Below are 15,908 nucleotides of genomic sequence, written 5' to 3'. Positions count from 1 at the left end.
TCCGCGCGTCGCCTCCGCCTCACCGGCCCGGATGGACCCGATCCGGCTCCTTCGCCGACGCCTCGCCCGGCGCCAGCATGAACCGCTCGAAGAACGCCGCGAGGTCGGCATGCGCGTCGAGCGGCAGGACGGCGGCGATGTACTGGTCCGGCCGCACGAGGACGAGGCAGCCGTCCCGGTCGATGCCGCGCAGGTCGAAGATGTCCGCACCTGGCGTGTGGTCGACGGTGAACATCTTCTCGTAGTCGATCAGACCGTAGCGGCCCTTCGCCGGCTTCAGGAAGGCCGGCATCGCCTCGACGTCGACATCGCGGTGCGCCTGCTGAAAGACCGCGCGGACATCGATGACGGAGTCGACGTCGGCGTTCGACGGCGTGTAACGCCGGACCGGCGATGCCGGATCCTCCGCGAGGAACCGGCAGAGCGCCGCGAGGGCGGAGCCGGGCGCCGCGCCGTCCCGGCCGGCGAAGGCGTAGAGCCGCCAGCGCCCGTCGGCCTCGGCGACATGACCGAGCTGCATCGGCTTGGCGTCGGCGAGCCGGATCACCGGCGCGGAGTGGAACCGCATGCCGATCGGAAGGCCGCTCGCGAGATGCTGGTGCTCGCCGGACGCGGTCAGCAGCGACGGCGTGTAGCCGGTCGCGGTGCCGGCCGTGTAGCGCCCGTGCCGGACGAAATAGTCCTGCGTCACCTTCGGATCCGGCTTGCGCGTCACGCCGTCCTTGCCGGTGCCGCTGAGGATCGCCGCCCATTCGCGGTCGAAATCGATCAGCTCCCGGGCGATCGCCTGCCGCTCCGCCGAATAGGTGTGGAGCAGCGCCGGGCCCGCGAGACCGCGCAGCACCGCGGCGAGCTTCCAGCTGAGATTGAAGGCGTCCTGCATCGAGACGTTCATGCCCTGGCCGGCCTTGGGGCTGTGAGTGTGGCAGGCGTCGCCGGCGATGAAGACCCGCGGCAGGCGGGACTGGACCTGGTCCTGCGGCACATCGTCGAACTTGTCGGTGAGGCGCTGGCCGATCTCGTAGACCGACCACCAGGCGACCTCCCTCACGTCGAAGGCGTAGGGCGAGAAGATCCGCTGCGCCGCCGCGACGAGATCGCGCTCGGTGATGTTGCGATTGCGCACGCGCTCGCCCGCCTTCAGCTTGTCGAGCTCGACATAGAGGCGGACGAGATAGCCGCCCTCCCGCGGGATGAGGACGATGCTGCCCTCCTCCTCGGACTGGATCAGCGCCTTCATCCGGATGTCCGGAAAATCGGTGACGGCGAGGACGTCCATGACGCCCCAGGCGGCGTTGGCCGAATCGCCGCGCAGCTCGCGGCCGAGCGACTGTCGCACCGCGCTGCGCGCGCCGTCGCAGCCGACGACGTAGCGCGCCCGGATCGTCTCGATCTCGCCCTGGTGCCCGGCATCCTGGCGCTCCAGCCGGACGGTGACGCCGGGGGCGTCGGGACTGGCATCGAGGTCGACGGCCAGATCCACGAGGCGCCGGTCGTAATGCGGCGCAAGGCGCGAGGGCGAGGACTTCATCACGTCGAGGAAGAAGTCGTGGACCCGAGCCTGGTTGAGGATCACATGCGGGAACTCGGAAAGCCCGTCCTCGGTGTCCTTGATCCGGCCGCTGCGGATAATCGCGCCGGGCCGCGTCTCGTCCGGCTTCCAAAAGCTCGTCTCGTTGACCCAGCAGGCCTCCTTCAGCACCTTTTCGGCAAAGCCATAGGCCTGGAACATCTCCATCGTCCGGCAGGCGATGCCGTCGGCCTGGCCGCGCAGGAGCGGGCCGGACTTCTGCTCGACGATCGCCGTGCGGATCTCGGGGAAGGCCGAGAGCTGGGCGGCGAGCGCCAGTCCGGCCGGTCCGCAGCCGACGACGAGCACGTCCACCGTTTCGGGCAGCGCACCGACCCCCGAGCCGCCCTGCGCGGCGGCCGGTTCGGCAATGTGAGGGTCGCCCGGGCGATAGCCGTTGAGATGAAACTGCATCGATTCCTCCACAAATCTCGCCCCGGCGCGGCGGCCGTCTCCACGATCGCAGCACCGTCGGGTCATCGGGCCTGTCTGGCTCCTGCGGCGGCAGCGCCGGGTGACCGGCAGCTCCAAGCCGGCAGACCGCGCGTTCCCGAACGCCGGCCACGACGGGATTTGATTAGTGTGCATATCGTTAGTATACATGTCAACGGTGCGGAATCAGGAGGACGCCATGACCGAGATGAGCGCGCGGCCCGGTCATCTGGCGCGGCGCTTCCAGCAGATCGCCGTAGCGATCTTCCACCGCGAGGTCGCAGCCGCCGGCTCGGACCTGACGCCGGTGCAGTTCGCGGCGCTGGAGACGGTCGCCGCACAGCCAGGCCTCGACCAGGCGACGCTCGCCGGCCTGATCGCCTATGATCGCGCGACGATCACCGGCGTCGTGGACCGGCTGGTGAACCGCGGCCTCGTCACCCGCGAGACCAGCGCCAGGGATCGCCGCGCCAAGCTTCTGGCGGTCACGCCTGCAGGAGAAGAATTGCTCGCCCGGATCGAGCCGTCGGTGGCAGCCGCGCAGGAGATCATGCTGCGGGGGCTGACGCCGGAGGAGTCGGCGGACTTCATGCGCCTGCTCCGCAAGGCCGTCGACGGCGCGAACGACCTCAGCCGGGCGCCGCTACGGTAGGAGCGGCACGGCCGGCCGCTCGCGCGGTCGCCGCTTCGGCGCAGCCGGTCCTGCGACCGGCGGGAAGAACCGCTCGTCTCGGCTAGGCCAGCCGCGCCAGCACGCGCTCCCGCCCGATCAGTGGGAGCAGCGCGGCGAGTTCCGGGCCGTGGTCGCGGCCGGTCAGCGCCAGGCGCAGCGGCATGAACAGCGCCTTGCCCTTGCGCCCCGTCGCGCTCTTCAGCGCGCCCGTCCAATCGCGCCAGCTGCTCTCGCCGATCGGCCCGTCCGGCAGATGCGCGCGGGCAGCCGCGAGGAAGGCGCGGTCCTCCTCCGGCAGATCCGGCCGCTCGAAATCGTCCGCGAAGACGATGCGCGCCCACGCGGCCGCCTCCGCCACCTTGGCGCAGTTGCCGCGCACCGCCAGCCAGAACGCGTCTGCGGCGTCGTCGGGTACGTCCATCGCCAGAATCCGGTCGCGCCCAGCCTCTGCCGGCATGGCGTGGACGAGGTCGGCGTTCAGCCGGTCGAGCTCAGCAGGGTCGAACTTCGACGCGCCGGCGGACGCCTCTCCGAAGGACAGCCGCGCGCCGAGCGCGTCGAGGTCGGGCATCGCCTCGATCGCGCCCGGCATGCCGACGAGGACGGCGAGCGAGGCGAGCGCCATCGGCTCGTAGCCGTCCTCGCGCAGCGTCGCGAGCGAGAGCGCGCCCGACCGCTTCGACAGCCCCTCGCCCGAGACGGTCGTCAGGAGGTTGTGGTGGCCGAAAGCCGGAACCGGGAGGCCCAGCGCCCGGAAGATCGCGATCTGGACTCCAGTATTGGTGACGTGGTCGTCGCCGCGGATGACGTGGGTGATGCCGAGGTCGCCGTCGTCGACGATCGAGGGCAGCGTGTAGAGATAGCTGCCGTCCGCGCGGATCAGCACGGGATCGGACAAGGAGGCGAGGTCGACGGTCTGGGCCCCACGCATCAGGTCGTCCCAGGTGACCTCCGTGCGCTCCGGCGCGAAGGGATCGGTGGAAAAATTCGGCAGCAGGAAGCGCCAGTGCGGTTTGCGGCCCTCGGCGGCGAACTGCGCCTTGTCCTCCTCCGTCAGCTTCAGCGCCTCGCGGCCATAGACCGGCGGGCGCCCGCGCGCGGCGAGCCGCTTGCGCCGGCGGTCGAGTTCGTCCGGCGTCTCGTAGCAGGGATAGAGCAGGCCGGCGGATCTCAGGCGTTCCGCCGCCGCATCGTAGAGCCCGATGCGCTCGGACTGACGCACGACGGTGTCCGGCCGGAGGCCGATCCAGGCGAGATCGGTCTCGATGCCGTCCGCATATTCCCGGCGGGAGCGCTCGGCGTCCGTGTCGTCGAAGCGCAGCACGAAGCGCCCGCCCGGATGTCTTTTGGCGAAGAGCCAGTTGAGCAGCGCCGTGCGCAGGTTGCCGATATGGATCCGGCCGGTGGGCGACGGGGCGAAGCGGACGGTGACGGTCATGGGGTCGACGTAGACAAGGCGGCGCCGCAAGGCAATCGCCCGTTGGGACGCGTGGGGCCTCGGCGGAGACTGCCGCGCCCGATCAGGCGTCGCCGCCGCCCGTCGCCTCCTCCGCCTCGTCCTCGCCCTCCTCCGGCTCCGCATCGGAGAGCCCTGCCGCGCCGGGCTCGACGACCAGCACGCCGCGCTCGGCGTCGATCGTCGGCACCGCGGCTTCCGAGAACGGGATCATTACGGTGCGGCCGCCCTCCGGCCCGACCTCCAGGATGTCGCCGGCGCCGAAATTGTGGACGCCGACGACCGTCCCGACAGTCTCACCGGCGACCGTCTCGACGGCGAGGCCGATCAGGTCGTCGAGGTAGAATTCGTCGTCCTCCTCCGGCTCCGGCAGAGCCGCCCGCTCGACGAAGAGTTCGGTGCCGTTCAGCCGTTCGGCATGGTTCCGGTCGGCGACCTCGGCGAAGCGCACGAGCAGCATCGCCTTCTGCGGCCGGACGGCCTTGACGGTGTAGCGGTTGCCCCCTTCGTCGAAGAGCGGGCCGTAGGCGCCGATCGCCAGCGGATCCTCGGTGAAGGACCGCACGCGGCATTCCCCGCGAATACCGTGGGCGCCGCCGATCACGGCGAGGAGGACGGGATGGTCGGGCTTGAACGGTGGTGACGACATGGCTTCGCAGAGAGTGGAACGAGTTCGGCCGGCGGCCGGATCGGCGACCGTATCGCCGGGTCCCCGGCCGCAAGGCACTAGCAGACGCCGAAGATTCCCGAAACGGACGATGTCTCAAGCGGCCGTCACGGTTCCCTACCCCTCGCTACCCTTCGCGACGATCGCCGCGCGGCGCGCCTCGTCGGCCTCGACGTAGAAGTCGCGCTTGGCCTCGTACATGCGCCGGTCGGCCCGCTTCACCGTGTCCTCGAGCCGTTCCGTCTCCAGCGACGTCGCGAGCCCTAGCGAGAATGACAGGGTCGGCCCGGCATAGAACTGGTTGTTGACCTCGATCAGTTCTTCCAGTTCGGCGACCATGTGCTTGCCCTCCGCCTCGTTCGTCGCCGGCATCAGGATGACGAACTCGTCGCCGCCGATGCGCGCGGCGCAGTGCGGCTTCTGCACGCCCTCGCGCAGGACCTCTCCGGCCCGGCGCAGCAGCGCGTCGCCGGCCGCATGGCCGAGCGTGTCGTTGACCGCCTTCAGCCCGTTGAGGTCGGCGACGATCGCCGTCACCGGCAGCGGCCCCTTGCGCTCCAGCCGGTTCAGCTCGTCGACGAAGAAGGAGCGGTTGTAGAGCTTGGTGAGGATGTCGTGCTTGCCGAGGAATTCCAGATAGGCCTCGGCCTTCTTGCGCGCGGTGATGTCGGTCAGCGCCACCTGCACCAGCGACCAGTCGCCTTCGCGCCCGGGGAACACCGAGAACTGCAGATGGACGTGCAGCAGTTCGCCGTCGAGCGAGTAGTTCACCACCTCGCGCTGCTGGAACAGCTTGCCGTGCCACAGGTCGATCAGCTGCTCGCGGAAATGCGGCTCCATGTCGTCGCGGAATACCTCGCCGAGGCGGTTGAGCAGCGCCGCCCGGTCGCCGGCCTTGAACAGGTCCAGCGTGTGCTGGTTCACGTCGATCACCCGGATCTCGCTCATGCAGCGCGCGACGAATTCCGGATGCACGTCGAGGAAGGTGCGGAAGTCGACGACGCCGCGCTCGCGGACCTCGTCCATCAGTTCCTTCACGACCGAGAAGTCCTCGACCCAGAGCGAGATCGGCGAGTGCTGGAACAGGCCCTTGGCGAAGGCCTCGCTGGCGGCGAGCAGCCGCCGGCTCTCCTCGCGCTCGGTGACGTCCTCGGTGCAGACGAGGACCCGGCTCCAGTCGCCCTCGTGGCCGGGCAGGATGCGCGCCTTCAGCTGCACGTCGAGCCGCTTGCCGCCGAGCGTGTAGTTGACGGCGAGGCTGGTGAAGGCGGTCCGGCCCTCCCAGAGCTGGCTCAGCTCGTCGACATGCGTCTCCAGCATGTCGCCGGAGAATACCGTGGCGATGTTGGCCCTCAGCTCGTCCAGGCTCGCCGCCTCGAACAGGTCGAGCGTGCGCTGGTTGACGTCGAGGACGCGGATCTGACGCGCGGCCGCCTCGACCAGGTCCGGGTCCTCGGCCAGGTGTTCGCGGATTTCGGTGACGCCCGCGGCACGCCAGCTCTCCATGAGCCGCTTCACGCCGCTGAAATCTTCCAGCCAGAGCGGCACCGGCGCGAGAGCGAAGCTGTCGGCGGCAAGTGCTTCGCTGGCGTCTGCGCGCGGCGGGACCGACGGCGCGGCCTTGGAATTCGGCATGGATGTCATCCCCCCGGACATGCGGATTTCCAGGCACCACCGATGCGCTCGGCCTGTCGGCGCCCACGACGTCGGCATACAGATTTAGTGTCCGAAAGTTAAGCTTACCTTGGGCTTTCCTATCCCGGTCGAATTCGACCGATTGCCAAGGGTGATGTGCGCGAACGCCTGAAACGCATGAGGCCGGCCCTTGCGGACCGGCCTCATGGAACACTGCGGAAGGCGCCGGGGGATCAGTCCGCGGCGAGCGCCTTGTCGAGCGACACCTTCACGACCGCCGTGTCGTCGCCGGCGATGCCGAAGTCGTTGTCCGTGGTCAGGACGATGGTCTTCGGCCCCATGACCGCCACGCCCTCGATCTTCTCCGGCATGTTCTTGAGGTCGTCGCTGTCGAGGATGAGCGTCTTCTGCAGCGGCTTGACGCCGGCCTGTTCCAGCTCGTCCGCCGACATCTGCTCCAGGCTCGGCTTGGTCGCCGCTTCGTCGAACTTTGCCGGCACGGTCGCGGCGTTCGCCAGGTCGACGGCGTAGAGCTTGGTGGTCTTGGAGACGCGCTCGAGGACGATCAGCTTGTCCTTGCCGAAGGCGGCCATCTCCGAGACCTTCACATCGGTGGGCTTGGCCTTCTTCTTGGCGTTGTCGGCCTTGAAGGTGTCGGCGTCGTCGAGGCGATAGGCGTATTCGCCGACGACCGTCTCGCTCTTCGGGTCGAACTTGAAGATGCGGATGAAGCGCGACGACTTGTAGGCCTTGGAGTCCGGGTTATCGAGCGGGCTCTGCATGGCGAAGTAGAGCGCCGAGCCGTCCGGAGCCGCGGTCATCGATTCGATGCCGCGGTTGAGGTGCCGCTTCATGATCAGCGCCGGCAGCACGCCCTTCACCGGATAGGAGGCGCCCTTGTAGTCGCCTTCGAGGCCCTTCGGCACCAGGCGCTCCAGCACCCTGCCGTCGGCCGCGATATGGGCGATCGAGGCGCCGTATTCCTCGCCGATCCAGAAGGTGCCGTCGGCCATGTGGGCGAGGCCCTCGGCGTCGAAGCCGTCCGGCGACTGCTGTATTTCCTTGCCGTCCGGCGAATAGGCGCCTTCGGTGTTGGTGGCCGTGAGCGGGTTCGACAGGCCGTTCAGCTTGTGGCCGTCGGTGCCCTTCAGCGGGATCTGCGAGACGACGGTGAGCTTGTTGCCGTCCCCGATCTTCATCTCGAAGATCGTCGGGTCGAAATCCGGCGCCGGAAAGATCTTGGCGTCGCCATTGCCGCCGCAGAGCTTGTCCTTGCCGAGGCCGATCAGCTCTTCGGCGTCCCCGCCGCAGTCGATGTTCGGGCCGCGGTCGGTGATCGTGTAGAAGACGTCGGCCGGGTCCTCGGCCCCATGCGTCGCGCCCGAGCCGAAGCCGACGGTGAGGTCCATCGTCTTGCCGTTCGGATAGGTCACGGCCGTCATCGGCATGTCCGGCGCCTTGAGCGTCGTGACTTCGGCGGCCGAGGCCGTGGCGGTCATCGCGGCCAGGCTGGCGGCGGTCAGAAGGGCGGTCTTGCGCATCGCGTCGTACTCTCCCGTTGGAAACTGGAAACGAGGCTCCGCTACCGGTCTCCGATGACAGTTCGACGACAGGACTTCGACAGCTTGCGCCCGCGGCGCGCCGTCGGACCGAGGAAACGGGTGCAACCCGTTGAAACGCAAACGGCGCCCCGAAGGGCGCCGCCGATGCGAAACATGTGGGACAGCCGCGCCTTACGCGCCGGCTTCCTCGGCCGGAGCCTCCGACGCGCTGGCAGCAGCCTCGGCGGCGGCCGCCGCGGCGTCCTCCTCGCGCTGCTTGCGCTCGGCCTCGCGCTCCTGCGCCTTCTTGCCCGGCTGGCCCTTGGTCGGGTTCTTGCGCTCGGGACGGTTGGCGATGCCGGCCTTGTCGAGGAAGCGCAGCACGCGATCGGTCGGCTGGGCGCCCTCGCCGAGCCAGTGCTTGATGCGGTCTTCCTTCAGCGTGACGCGCTCGGCGTCCTTCGGCAGCATCGGGTTCCACGAGCCAAGCTGCTCGATGAAGCGGCCGTCGCGGGGCGAACGGGCGTCGGCGACGACGATATGGTAGTAGGGGCGCTTCTTCGAGCCGGCACGGGCCAGGCGCATCTTCAGGGGCATGGTTCTCTTCCTTCTTGGCTTGTCGGTGCCGGCCTTCTGTCGCCGGCATCCCTGTCGCTGGATGTTTGGTCGTTCGGACGGCGCCTTGCGGCCCCGCTATTTCTTCTTCCCCGGCATGCCGGGAAATCCGGGAATGCCGCCGGAGCCGGGCAGGCCCGGCAGGCCCGGCAGGCCGCCCGGACCGCCAAGGCCCGGGGGCAGGCCCTTCGGCATGCCGGGCATGCCGCCGGCCTGCGCGGCCTTGGCGAGCTGCTCCAGCTCCTTGGGGTCCATCTTGGAGAGGTCGGGCATGCCGCCCGCGAGACCCCCGAGGCCCATCTTGCCGGCGAGGCCGCCCATCATCTTCTGCATCATGCCGCCCTTGCCGCCCTTGCCCATGGCCTTCATCATGTCGGCCATCTGGCGGTGCATCTTCAAAAGCTTGTTGATGTCGGCGGCGCTGGTGCCGGAGCCGGCGGCGATGCGCTTCTTGCGGGAATGCTTCAGAAGGTCCGGATTGGCGCGCTCCTGCGCCGTCATCGAGGAGATGATCGCGAGCTGCCGCTTCAGCATCCTATCGTCGAGGCCGGCGGCGGACATCTGGTCCTTCATCTTGCCCATGCCGGGCATCATGCCCATCAGGCCGCCCATGCCGCCCATCTTCTGCATCTGGCGGATCTGGTCGGCGAGGTCGTTCAGGTCGAACTTCCCCGACTGCATCTTCTTCGCCATCGCCGCGGCCTTTTCCGCGTCGATGTTCTCGGCCGCCCGCTCCACCAGCGAGACGATGTCGCCCATGCCGAGGATGCGGTCGGCGATGCGCGCGGGGTGGAAGTCCTCCAGCGCATCCATCTTCTCGCCGACGCCGATCAGCTTGATCGGCTTGCCGGTGACCGCGCGCATCGACAGCGCCGCGCCGCCGCGCCCGTCGCCATCGACGCGCGTCAGCACGATGCCGGTGATGCCGACTCGCTCGTCGAAGGAGCGCGCGAGGTTCACCGCGTCCTGGCCGGTCAGGGAGTCGGCGACGAGCAGGATCTCGTGCGGCTTGGCGCGCGCCTTGATCTCCGCCATCTCGACCATCAGCGGCTCGTCGATATGGGTGCGGCCGGCGGTGTCGAGGATGACGACGTCGTAGCCGCCGAGCTTGCCGGCCTGGCTGGCGCGCGACGCGATGTCGACCGGCCCCTGCCCCGGAATGATCGGGAGCGTCGCGACCCCGGTCTGCTCGCCGAGGACCTTCAGCTGCTCCTGCGCGGCCGGGCGCCGCGTGTCGAGCGAGGCCATCAGCACCTTCTTGCGCTGCTTCTCGGTCAGCCGCTTGGCGATCTTGCCCGTCGTGGTGGTCTTGCCCGACCCTTGCAGACCCACCATCATCACGACGACCGGAGCCGGCGCGTTGAGGTCGATCGGGACCTGCGTCTCGCCGAGCGTCGCGACCAGCTCGTCATGGACGATCTTGACGACCATCTGGCCGGGCTTGATCGACTTCAGGATCTCGGCGCCGACCGCCTTCTCGCGCACCCGGTCGGTGAAGCCGCGCACGACTTCGAGCGAGACGTCGGCTTCCAGGAGCGCGCGGCGCACCTCGCGCAGCGCCGCCGAGACATCCTTCTCGGAGAGCGCGCCGCGGCCGGTGAGGCCGTTCAGGATGGACCCGAGCCGGTCCTGGAGCGAATCGAACATCACATTTCCTTCCGTCCTTCCGGGAAGACCCGGAAAGGCTGTGGCCGTCCGTCCGGTCGAACCGGAGAAACAGCCGCCCTCCCGGCGTCACCCGCAAGGTGGGGCGAACACGCCCGTCCCGCAAACCCCGATGCGCGTCAAACCAACGGCACAAAGCATCATCGCATCCCCGGGCGAACACTCGCTGGGGGATGTGGACCTCCGGGCGGCTCCCGTCAGAAGACGGTCAAGGGGCCAGGTCGGCGGCTCGCGGACGACATGTCGCGGATTTGCGGTGGGTTGAAACAGGATGGGGGGCGGATGTCAAGGCCCAGCGCGGGAAAGTGGATTGGATGTCTAGCTAGGGGCTCGACGGTTATCGATCCCGGTCATTGGGAGAAGCGCGGGACGCGACGGGATCACATGAACAGGCGATAAGGATAGACGTTTCGCGGCAACTCTGGGACGTTCGCTATCGTGCGGGCCAGTTTTTGCGAATAGCAAATGCTGACCGGCACAGGGTCGTAGAGCGCGTCGTTGTTCCAATCCATTTTCGTGAGTGCCAACGCCTCGTGGGCTGTGAGTTCAAGCGGCCCGCTGCCAGCATGACGGATCAGTTGGAGCGGCCGGGGGATGCTCTTCTTGCCCTGATAGTAATCGCCCTTGGTCGAGACCTCGGGAGCATTGCCCGCCACCCATACCAAGGCGGAACTGCCCGTGCGGACCACCATCGTGCCGCGGGGCACGGGAAACCCCGACGGCTTTGACGGCGGCTTCTCTACTCCCGACTTGATGAGCCAGACGCCGCGCCAGCACGAAGCCGAACTCACCTCCACGCACTCTATTTCCGCTACGCCGGCAAGCGCGTCGAACGCGCCCTCGATTTCAGCCTCCTTGAAGGCGGTCGTTTTGTGAATGACCATGCGCTTTGGTAGGTTGCCGCCATTGCGCCCCTGATAGAGTTCCAGGCTACGGGCGAGGACCGCGCGCATGTCGTCGCGGCTGAGAAAGGGGTTCCTGCGGGCTTCGGCCACGTCGGCCACCGGGTCTCGTGCCTCGAACGCAACGAACTGCATGCCGCCGCCGTCCATGTCGAAGACCTGCGAGCAGCACGTCACATAATGCGCGTCTTGCTGGTCACCGCGCAGGGCATAAGCCAGCCCGATGTAGGCGGTATCCGCCGGCACGCCCTTCAGCGGCGCGAGCTTCCACGGCGTGCCCGCAGCCTTCACATACAGTGCGGTCGAAAGACGCCACGCGAGCGAGGCCTTGTAGCTGAAAGTGAAGACGCGATCGTTCAGGACTTGGGTCGGAATATTATACGTGGCACCTAGAGCCTTAAGCACGTCGTGTGCGTCAAAGAATTTGCCGCGTGTCGCCGTGTCCCAGTTGTCGGGAAAGTGGACCAGCACAACGTCGAATTCGTTGCGAACGGCGTCAAGTCGGCGGAGCGCTGCATCCATGGCAAGGTAGAGGCGATGCTGCGCGTTGCCATCTCCCGGCAGCTGGTCGAGGTGTTCAGGCCACTTGATGTGCGCGCTCGCAGGCGCGGCCTCGAGCGGCACGCGGAACAGGCGTTCGAAACCGGGATATTCCGGCACATATTCTGATCGGTCGGAAGGCCGATGCACGCTCCGCAACAGCTTCATCAGGTCGCCGCGACGATGGAAAGCGCTCTCCGGGCCAACCGTGGCGATGCGCACGCGGGAAGTGTATCCGCTAAACGATCCCCTCGAATACGGCCCGAAATTCAGGAGGCCGCGCAGTGGATGGACATCAACCTGGTTGGCGTCGGATGGCGAAAACGACAGGTCCGGCTCATCCAAGAGCGTGAATGGCGGCAGCTCGGTGAGGGCTGGGTTCGCCATCATTTGCTCCTGTCGAAGTAGGCATGGTGATGCGACGGGCGGGAATACCCTGTGACAGGTGACACCTTGAACACGGCATCGATGCCAGTGCCCTCTTCGAGCCCGAAGGCGTTTCGAGTCGTGCCTCCCGTTTCGGTCAGAAGCTGGGCCCACGCGCCAATAATGCTGGCCCAATTCCTATTATAGCGGCGAGCCCAGCGTTCGCGGCGCCAGTCAGCGGCGGGATCACCTCGGCGCTCGGCTTGCATACCCATTTCAGCCGGAGCTTCTTCGGCGACCAGATCCTCCGCACCCTCCCTTTGGCGAGTGTCTTGTCGGGGCAGCTGGACGAACGTGTAGGGCTCGAAGCCGCACCACCACTTGCCATCGACCTGTTCCAGCTTGAGGTGGACACCCTCCTGAAACGGGAAGCCAAGCCTGGGCACTGCGCCAAAGAGACTAGTGCCGTACGCGTCGCGCAGCCGGGATAGGGTTTGTTGCTGGCGCCGCGTTCGCTCAGGATCATCGCCGTCACGCGGTGTGGCGACGACGAGCGAATGGCCCGAACGCCTGTAGCGCGGGATGAGCGGGCGCTGTCGGGCGAGAGATCGCACGAGCGTGTCGTAGAGCAAGCCCATGGCCCAGCTATCGGCGACCGGATCTAGGTCGATCGTTCCAGCGAGCGATGGGCCGAGCGGAGCCAAGGCGTCCAGGATCTCCTGGTCCCGCCCGAACACCGCCAGCTCCCGCCCCAACGCGGCCGCTGTCGCTCGACATCCCTTCGCCTTGAAGATCTCGCGCACCTCTGCCGACGTCGTCGATTGGCTCAGCCTGATGCGCCTGGTCGCGGTCGGCATCGATTGAAGCAGAATTGCCGAATAGCGCAGCACCGGGAATGCGCGGGCTTTGGCATTTGGAATTTGAACAGGTACGAGGCGCGGCGTAGGTCGCCCTTCCATCACGCGATCGTAGAGCGCCTGCGGCAGATCGGTTGTCTTGATGATTTCGGCGACCAGCTCGTCGAACGTCGTGCATTCGACAACCGAAACGTCGACCCCGGCCGCCTGCGCGCGATCCAGGAATTCTGTGACCGCTGGGAGCAGACGGCCCGCTGATGAGGCGACCCAATAGAGCCCGTTGGGGAACGGGGAGGGTGAAGCCAGGACGTCGTTCAAGGCTTCCAAAATCGAAGTATCGCGTCCGCTGTAGCCGACGAACAGCATGCCAAATCTCTTGCCGGCCTCGACCAGCACGTGCCGCATGCGGGCGTCCTGCTGCTCCAACTCCGATCCGGTATTCTTGATTGCGATCGACTGATAATCTCCATGGAGTTTCGCAATTAGGGGCCAGTCGGATTCATCGAGGCAACGCATGGCGCGGTCGGCGGAGTCGATCGCCGCCACGGTGGGCCGTCTCTGGTCGGCGGTCGGCAGGATTGCGTTCGCGGTAATTGCCGCATCTTCCGCAAGCGGGTCGAAATTGGTCGTGAAGATGCAGTCGACCTTGCCCGCTGCCATCAGGCTGGCGAGCACCTTATGCCCGAAGCATGGCGTACCCTTGGCGATCGCATCCGCAATATATTGTCGACGGTGGCGAGGTTGAGGATAGACTGCTTCGAAGGCGGCTGCATATTCCGTGGGATCTCCATCCGGTGGCAGCAGCGATGTTCGACGAAAGAAATCATCGATCCGCTCGACCCAGATCGAATCAGCGGTATCGATTTCCCGCTTAGAAAGATTTGTCTCGCGGCAAAAGATTTGGGCCTTGAAATCGCGGATCATCGCATAACCGGTCGGAATGCCGGATGCCGCCGACGCGCCGGCGCCGAGAAACCATGCCACCAGATTTGGTCGTAGGGCAAAGGCCGTCGCAAATTGAGCTGCGGACAAGGTTGGGACCGAACTGATTTGCCACTCCCTGGATGGTATTCGAACTATGGATACTCCATCAGATTGCAGTTTGGCAGCCGCCGTCGCGCTCAGGCCGCGATGTTGAGCGACTAACGATGACCTAAGCCCGTTCGCGAACGATCCGCAACCGAGCGGAAGCAGACTGCCGCCGAGCGGGTAGACCCCGTGCACTAACTGCAATTATCTCCAATCCCCCCTAGCTTCCGCTCACCCGCATACTTTCCCATTAGCCCCCTTGCCCTTGCCCCTCCCCAACCTCACCTCCTCCCGCCACCCCGTCTCCGACCACTGCGACGGCCGGCGCTTCTTCAACCCGGCCGGCCTGCCGCCCGCCGGCCTCAAGGCGATCTGGGACTGGCGGCGGAGTGCCGATCCCGCGGCCTGGCCGGAGCGGTTCGAGAGCCCCTTCCCGCCGGACGCGCCGCCGGAGCGCGTGACGGGCGAGCGGTTGCGGCTCAGCCATATCGGGCATTCCGGCAATCTCCTGCAGACGGCGGGGGTGAACGTCCTCGTCGACCCGCACTTCTCCGCGCGCTGCAGCCCGTCGCAGCGGTTCGGGCCGATGCGGCATGCCGAGCCCGGGATCGCCTTCGCGGCGCTGCCGCCGATCGACGTCGTGCTCGTCAGCCATTCGCATTACGACCACATGGACCGGGCGACGCTGACGCGGCTCCACGACGACCACCGGCCGCGCTTCGTCGTGCCGCTGGGCGTCGACCGGATCGTGCGGGGCTGGCGGCGCAAGGCCCGCATCGAGGCCTATGACTGGCACGAGCGGGCAGAGCTCGGCGAGAAGCTGTCGGTGACGCTCTGGCCGGCGCATCACTGGAGCGCGCGCGGCGTGTTCGATCGGCGCAAGACGCTCTGGGCGTCCTTTGCGCTTCAGACGCCGGCCGGCTTCGTCTTCCATGCCGGCGACACCGGCTTCAACGCCGGCCGGGACTTTGCGGCGGCGCGCGAGGCGTTTGGCCCGGCGGCGCTCGCCGTCCTGCCGATCGGCGCCTACGAGCCGCGCGCGATCATGAAGCCGCAGCACCAGGAGCCGGACGAGGCGGTGCGCGCAGCGCGGCTCCTGGAGGCGGCGCTCGCCGTCGGCGTCCACTGGGGCTACTGGCAGCTGACCGACGAGGCGATCGACGATCCGCTGCGGCGGCTGGAGGCGGCGCTGTCGCGCTGGTCGCATCCGCCGGAGCGGTTCGTGGCGGCGCGGCCGGGCATGGTGGTGGAACTGCCGGCGGCGATCGATGCGGCGGCGACGGTGCGGCTGGTGCGGGAGGACGCACAGGCGGCGGGGTGACGCAGAGCCGTCATGCTGGCCGGCTGCGGCTTACAGCTTTCGGCCTTCGGCTTTCGGCTTTCGGCTTTCGGCTTCCGACAGGGGCCATCGACGCCTGCAGCGGCCTTGCCATCACGCGCGCTTGCCACCTCCGCTTCGTCACTCTCGGGCCCCGTCCCGAGCATCCAGGGATCGTCGGGCACTCTCCGCTTCCACCACAGAAAGTCGCCGCCACCAGCGCCGCGATCGTGGCCCCGGCCTCTCGGGACGGGGCCCGAGACCGACGACGTGGAGAGGTTCGCGGCCATTCTCGCGGCGGTTCGCGGGCCGGAGAGAAGGAGCAAAGCCGAACTCTCGCCTTCTTCCTCTGATTCTCCCGATGGCGGAGAATGCTTCGACGAACGCACCTTTCGGCGGGAAAGCGCCAGCCCATCCGCAAATCAGGTTGAAGCGGAAGATGTTCGCCTCATCTCTGCAGCATCACGACCGCCAGCGTCAGCGCGACCGCCGGCACCGCGACGACAACGCCGAGCTTCAGGAAGCGCAGCGCGCCGAACTGGATTCCCTCCCGCCGCAGCGCGGTCAGCCAGAGGATGGTCGCGAGCGAGCCGGTGACGGAGAGGTTGGGCCCGAGGTCGATCGCGACCAGCACCGCGTCGA

The 15,908-nt window shown here is 67.5% G+C and carries 12 protein-coding genes; 2 read left to right on the top strand and 10 right to left on the bottom strand.

Annotated elements, in window-relative coordinates:
- Positions 1 to 19: 19 nt before the first annotated feature.
- Complete coding sequence (locus tag AB5S17_RS08935; RefSeq protein ID WP_369238385.1) at positions 20 to 1,984, bottom strand: FAD-binding monooxygenase; 1,965 nt, start codon at positions 1,982 to 1,984, stop codon at positions 20 to 22.
- Positions 1,985 to 2,201: 217 nt separating this feature from the next.
- On the opposite strand from AB5S17_RS08935, the gene AB5S17_RS08930 reads away from it, so the two are divergent.
- Positions 2,202 to 2,654, top strand: coding sequence for a MarR family winged helix-turn-helix transcriptional regulator (locus AB5S17_RS08930; protein WP_369238383.1), 453 nt, complete (start codon positions 2,202 to 2,204; stop codon positions 2,652 to 2,654).
- Positions 2,655 to 2,736: 82 nt separating this feature from the next.
- Here the strand turns inward: AB5S17_RS08930 and gltX are convergent, their stop codons facing one another.
- The 8 genes from gltX to AB5S17_RS08890 all read right to left on the bottom strand — a co-directional run bounded on the left by gltX (position 2,737) and on the right by AB5S17_RS08890 (position 13,903).
- Complete coding sequence (gene gltX / locus AB5S17_RS08925; RefSeq protein ID WP_369239072.1) at positions 2,737 to 4,113, bottom strand: glutamate--tRNA ligase; 1,377 nt, start codon at positions 4,111 to 4,113, stop codon at positions 2,737 to 2,739.
- Between the two features lie 82 nt (positions 4,114 to 4,195).
- Positions 4,196 to 4,780: a ribosome maturation factor RimM gene (gene rimM, locus AB5S17_RS08920; RefSeq protein WP_369238381.1), complete on the bottom strand. Its 585-nt coding sequence runs from the start codon at positions 4,778 to 4,780 to the stop codon at positions 4,196 to 4,198.
- 135 nt (positions 4,781 to 4,915) lie between these two features.
- A complete protein-coding gene (locus AB5S17_RS08915) occupies positions 4,916 to 6,433 on the bottom strand; it encodes a diguanylate cyclase (RefSeq protein ID WP_369238379.1) in 1,518 nt (505 codons plus the stop codon).
- A gap of 233 nt (positions 6,434 to 6,666) precedes the next feature.
- The gene (locus AB5S17_RS08910; protein WP_369238377.1) at positions 6,667 to 7,974 is read right to left on the bottom strand and encodes an esterase-like activity of phytase family protein; all 1,308 of its coding nucleotides are present in this window, start codon (positions 7,972 to 7,974) and stop codon (positions 6,667 to 6,669) included.
- Positions 7,975 to 8,166: 192 nt separating this feature from the next.
- Entirely contained in the window at positions 8,167 to 8,571 is a 405-nt protein-coding gene (rpsP, locus tag AB5S17_RS08905; protein WP_369238375.1) for a 30S ribosomal protein S16, read from the bottom strand.
- Positions 8,572 to 8,667: 96 nt separating this feature from the next.
- On the bottom strand, positions 8,668 to 10,236 hold the full coding sequence (ffh, locus tag AB5S17_RS08900; protein WP_369238373.1) for a signal recognition particle protein: 1,569 nt from the start codon (positions 10,234 to 10,236) through the stop codon (positions 8,668 to 8,670).
- Positions 10,237 to 10,634: 398 nt separating this feature from the next.
- Positions 10,635 to 12,083 carry a nuclease PIN gene (locus AB5S17_RS08895; RefSeq protein ID WP_369238371.1) on the bottom strand — a complete coding sequence of 483 codons (1,449 nt, stop codon included), beginning with the start codon at positions 12,081 to 12,083 and terminating at the stop codon, positions 10,635 to 10,637.
- Positions 12,083 to 13,903 carry an SIR2 family protein gene (locus AB5S17_RS08890; protein ID WP_369238369.1) on the bottom strand — a complete coding sequence of 607 codons (1,821 nt, stop codon included), beginning with the start codon at positions 13,901 to 13,903 and terminating at the stop codon, positions 12,083 to 12,085. The genes AB5S17_RS08895 and AB5S17_RS08890 overlap by 1 nt, the downstream gene beginning before the upstream one ends.
- Positions 13,904 to 14,207: 304 nt before the next feature.
- On the opposite strand from AB5S17_RS08890, the gene AB5S17_RS08885 reads away from it, so the two are divergent.
- Complete coding sequence (locus tag AB5S17_RS08885; protein ID WP_369238367.1) at positions 14,208 to 15,269, top strand: MBL fold metallo-hydrolase; 1,062 nt, start codon at positions 14,208 to 14,210, stop codon at positions 15,267 to 15,269.
- A 445-nt stretch (positions 15,270 to 15,714) separates the two neighbouring features.
- Here the strand turns inward: AB5S17_RS08885 and AB5S17_RS08880 are convergent.
- A partial coding sequence (locus AB5S17_RS08880) for an ArsB/NhaD family transporter (RefSeq protein ID WP_369238365.1) occupies positions 15,715 to 15,908 on the bottom strand: 194 nt, incomplete at its 5' end.

Source organism: Jiella sp. M17.18, assembly GCF_041027365.1.
Lineage (GTDB): Bacteria > Pseudomonadota > Alphaproteobacteria > Rhizobiales > Rhizobiaceae > VKMB-3413.
The sequence above is the reverse complement of the archived record's forward strand: the minus strand, read 5'-3'. Positions and strand labels throughout refer to the sequence as shown.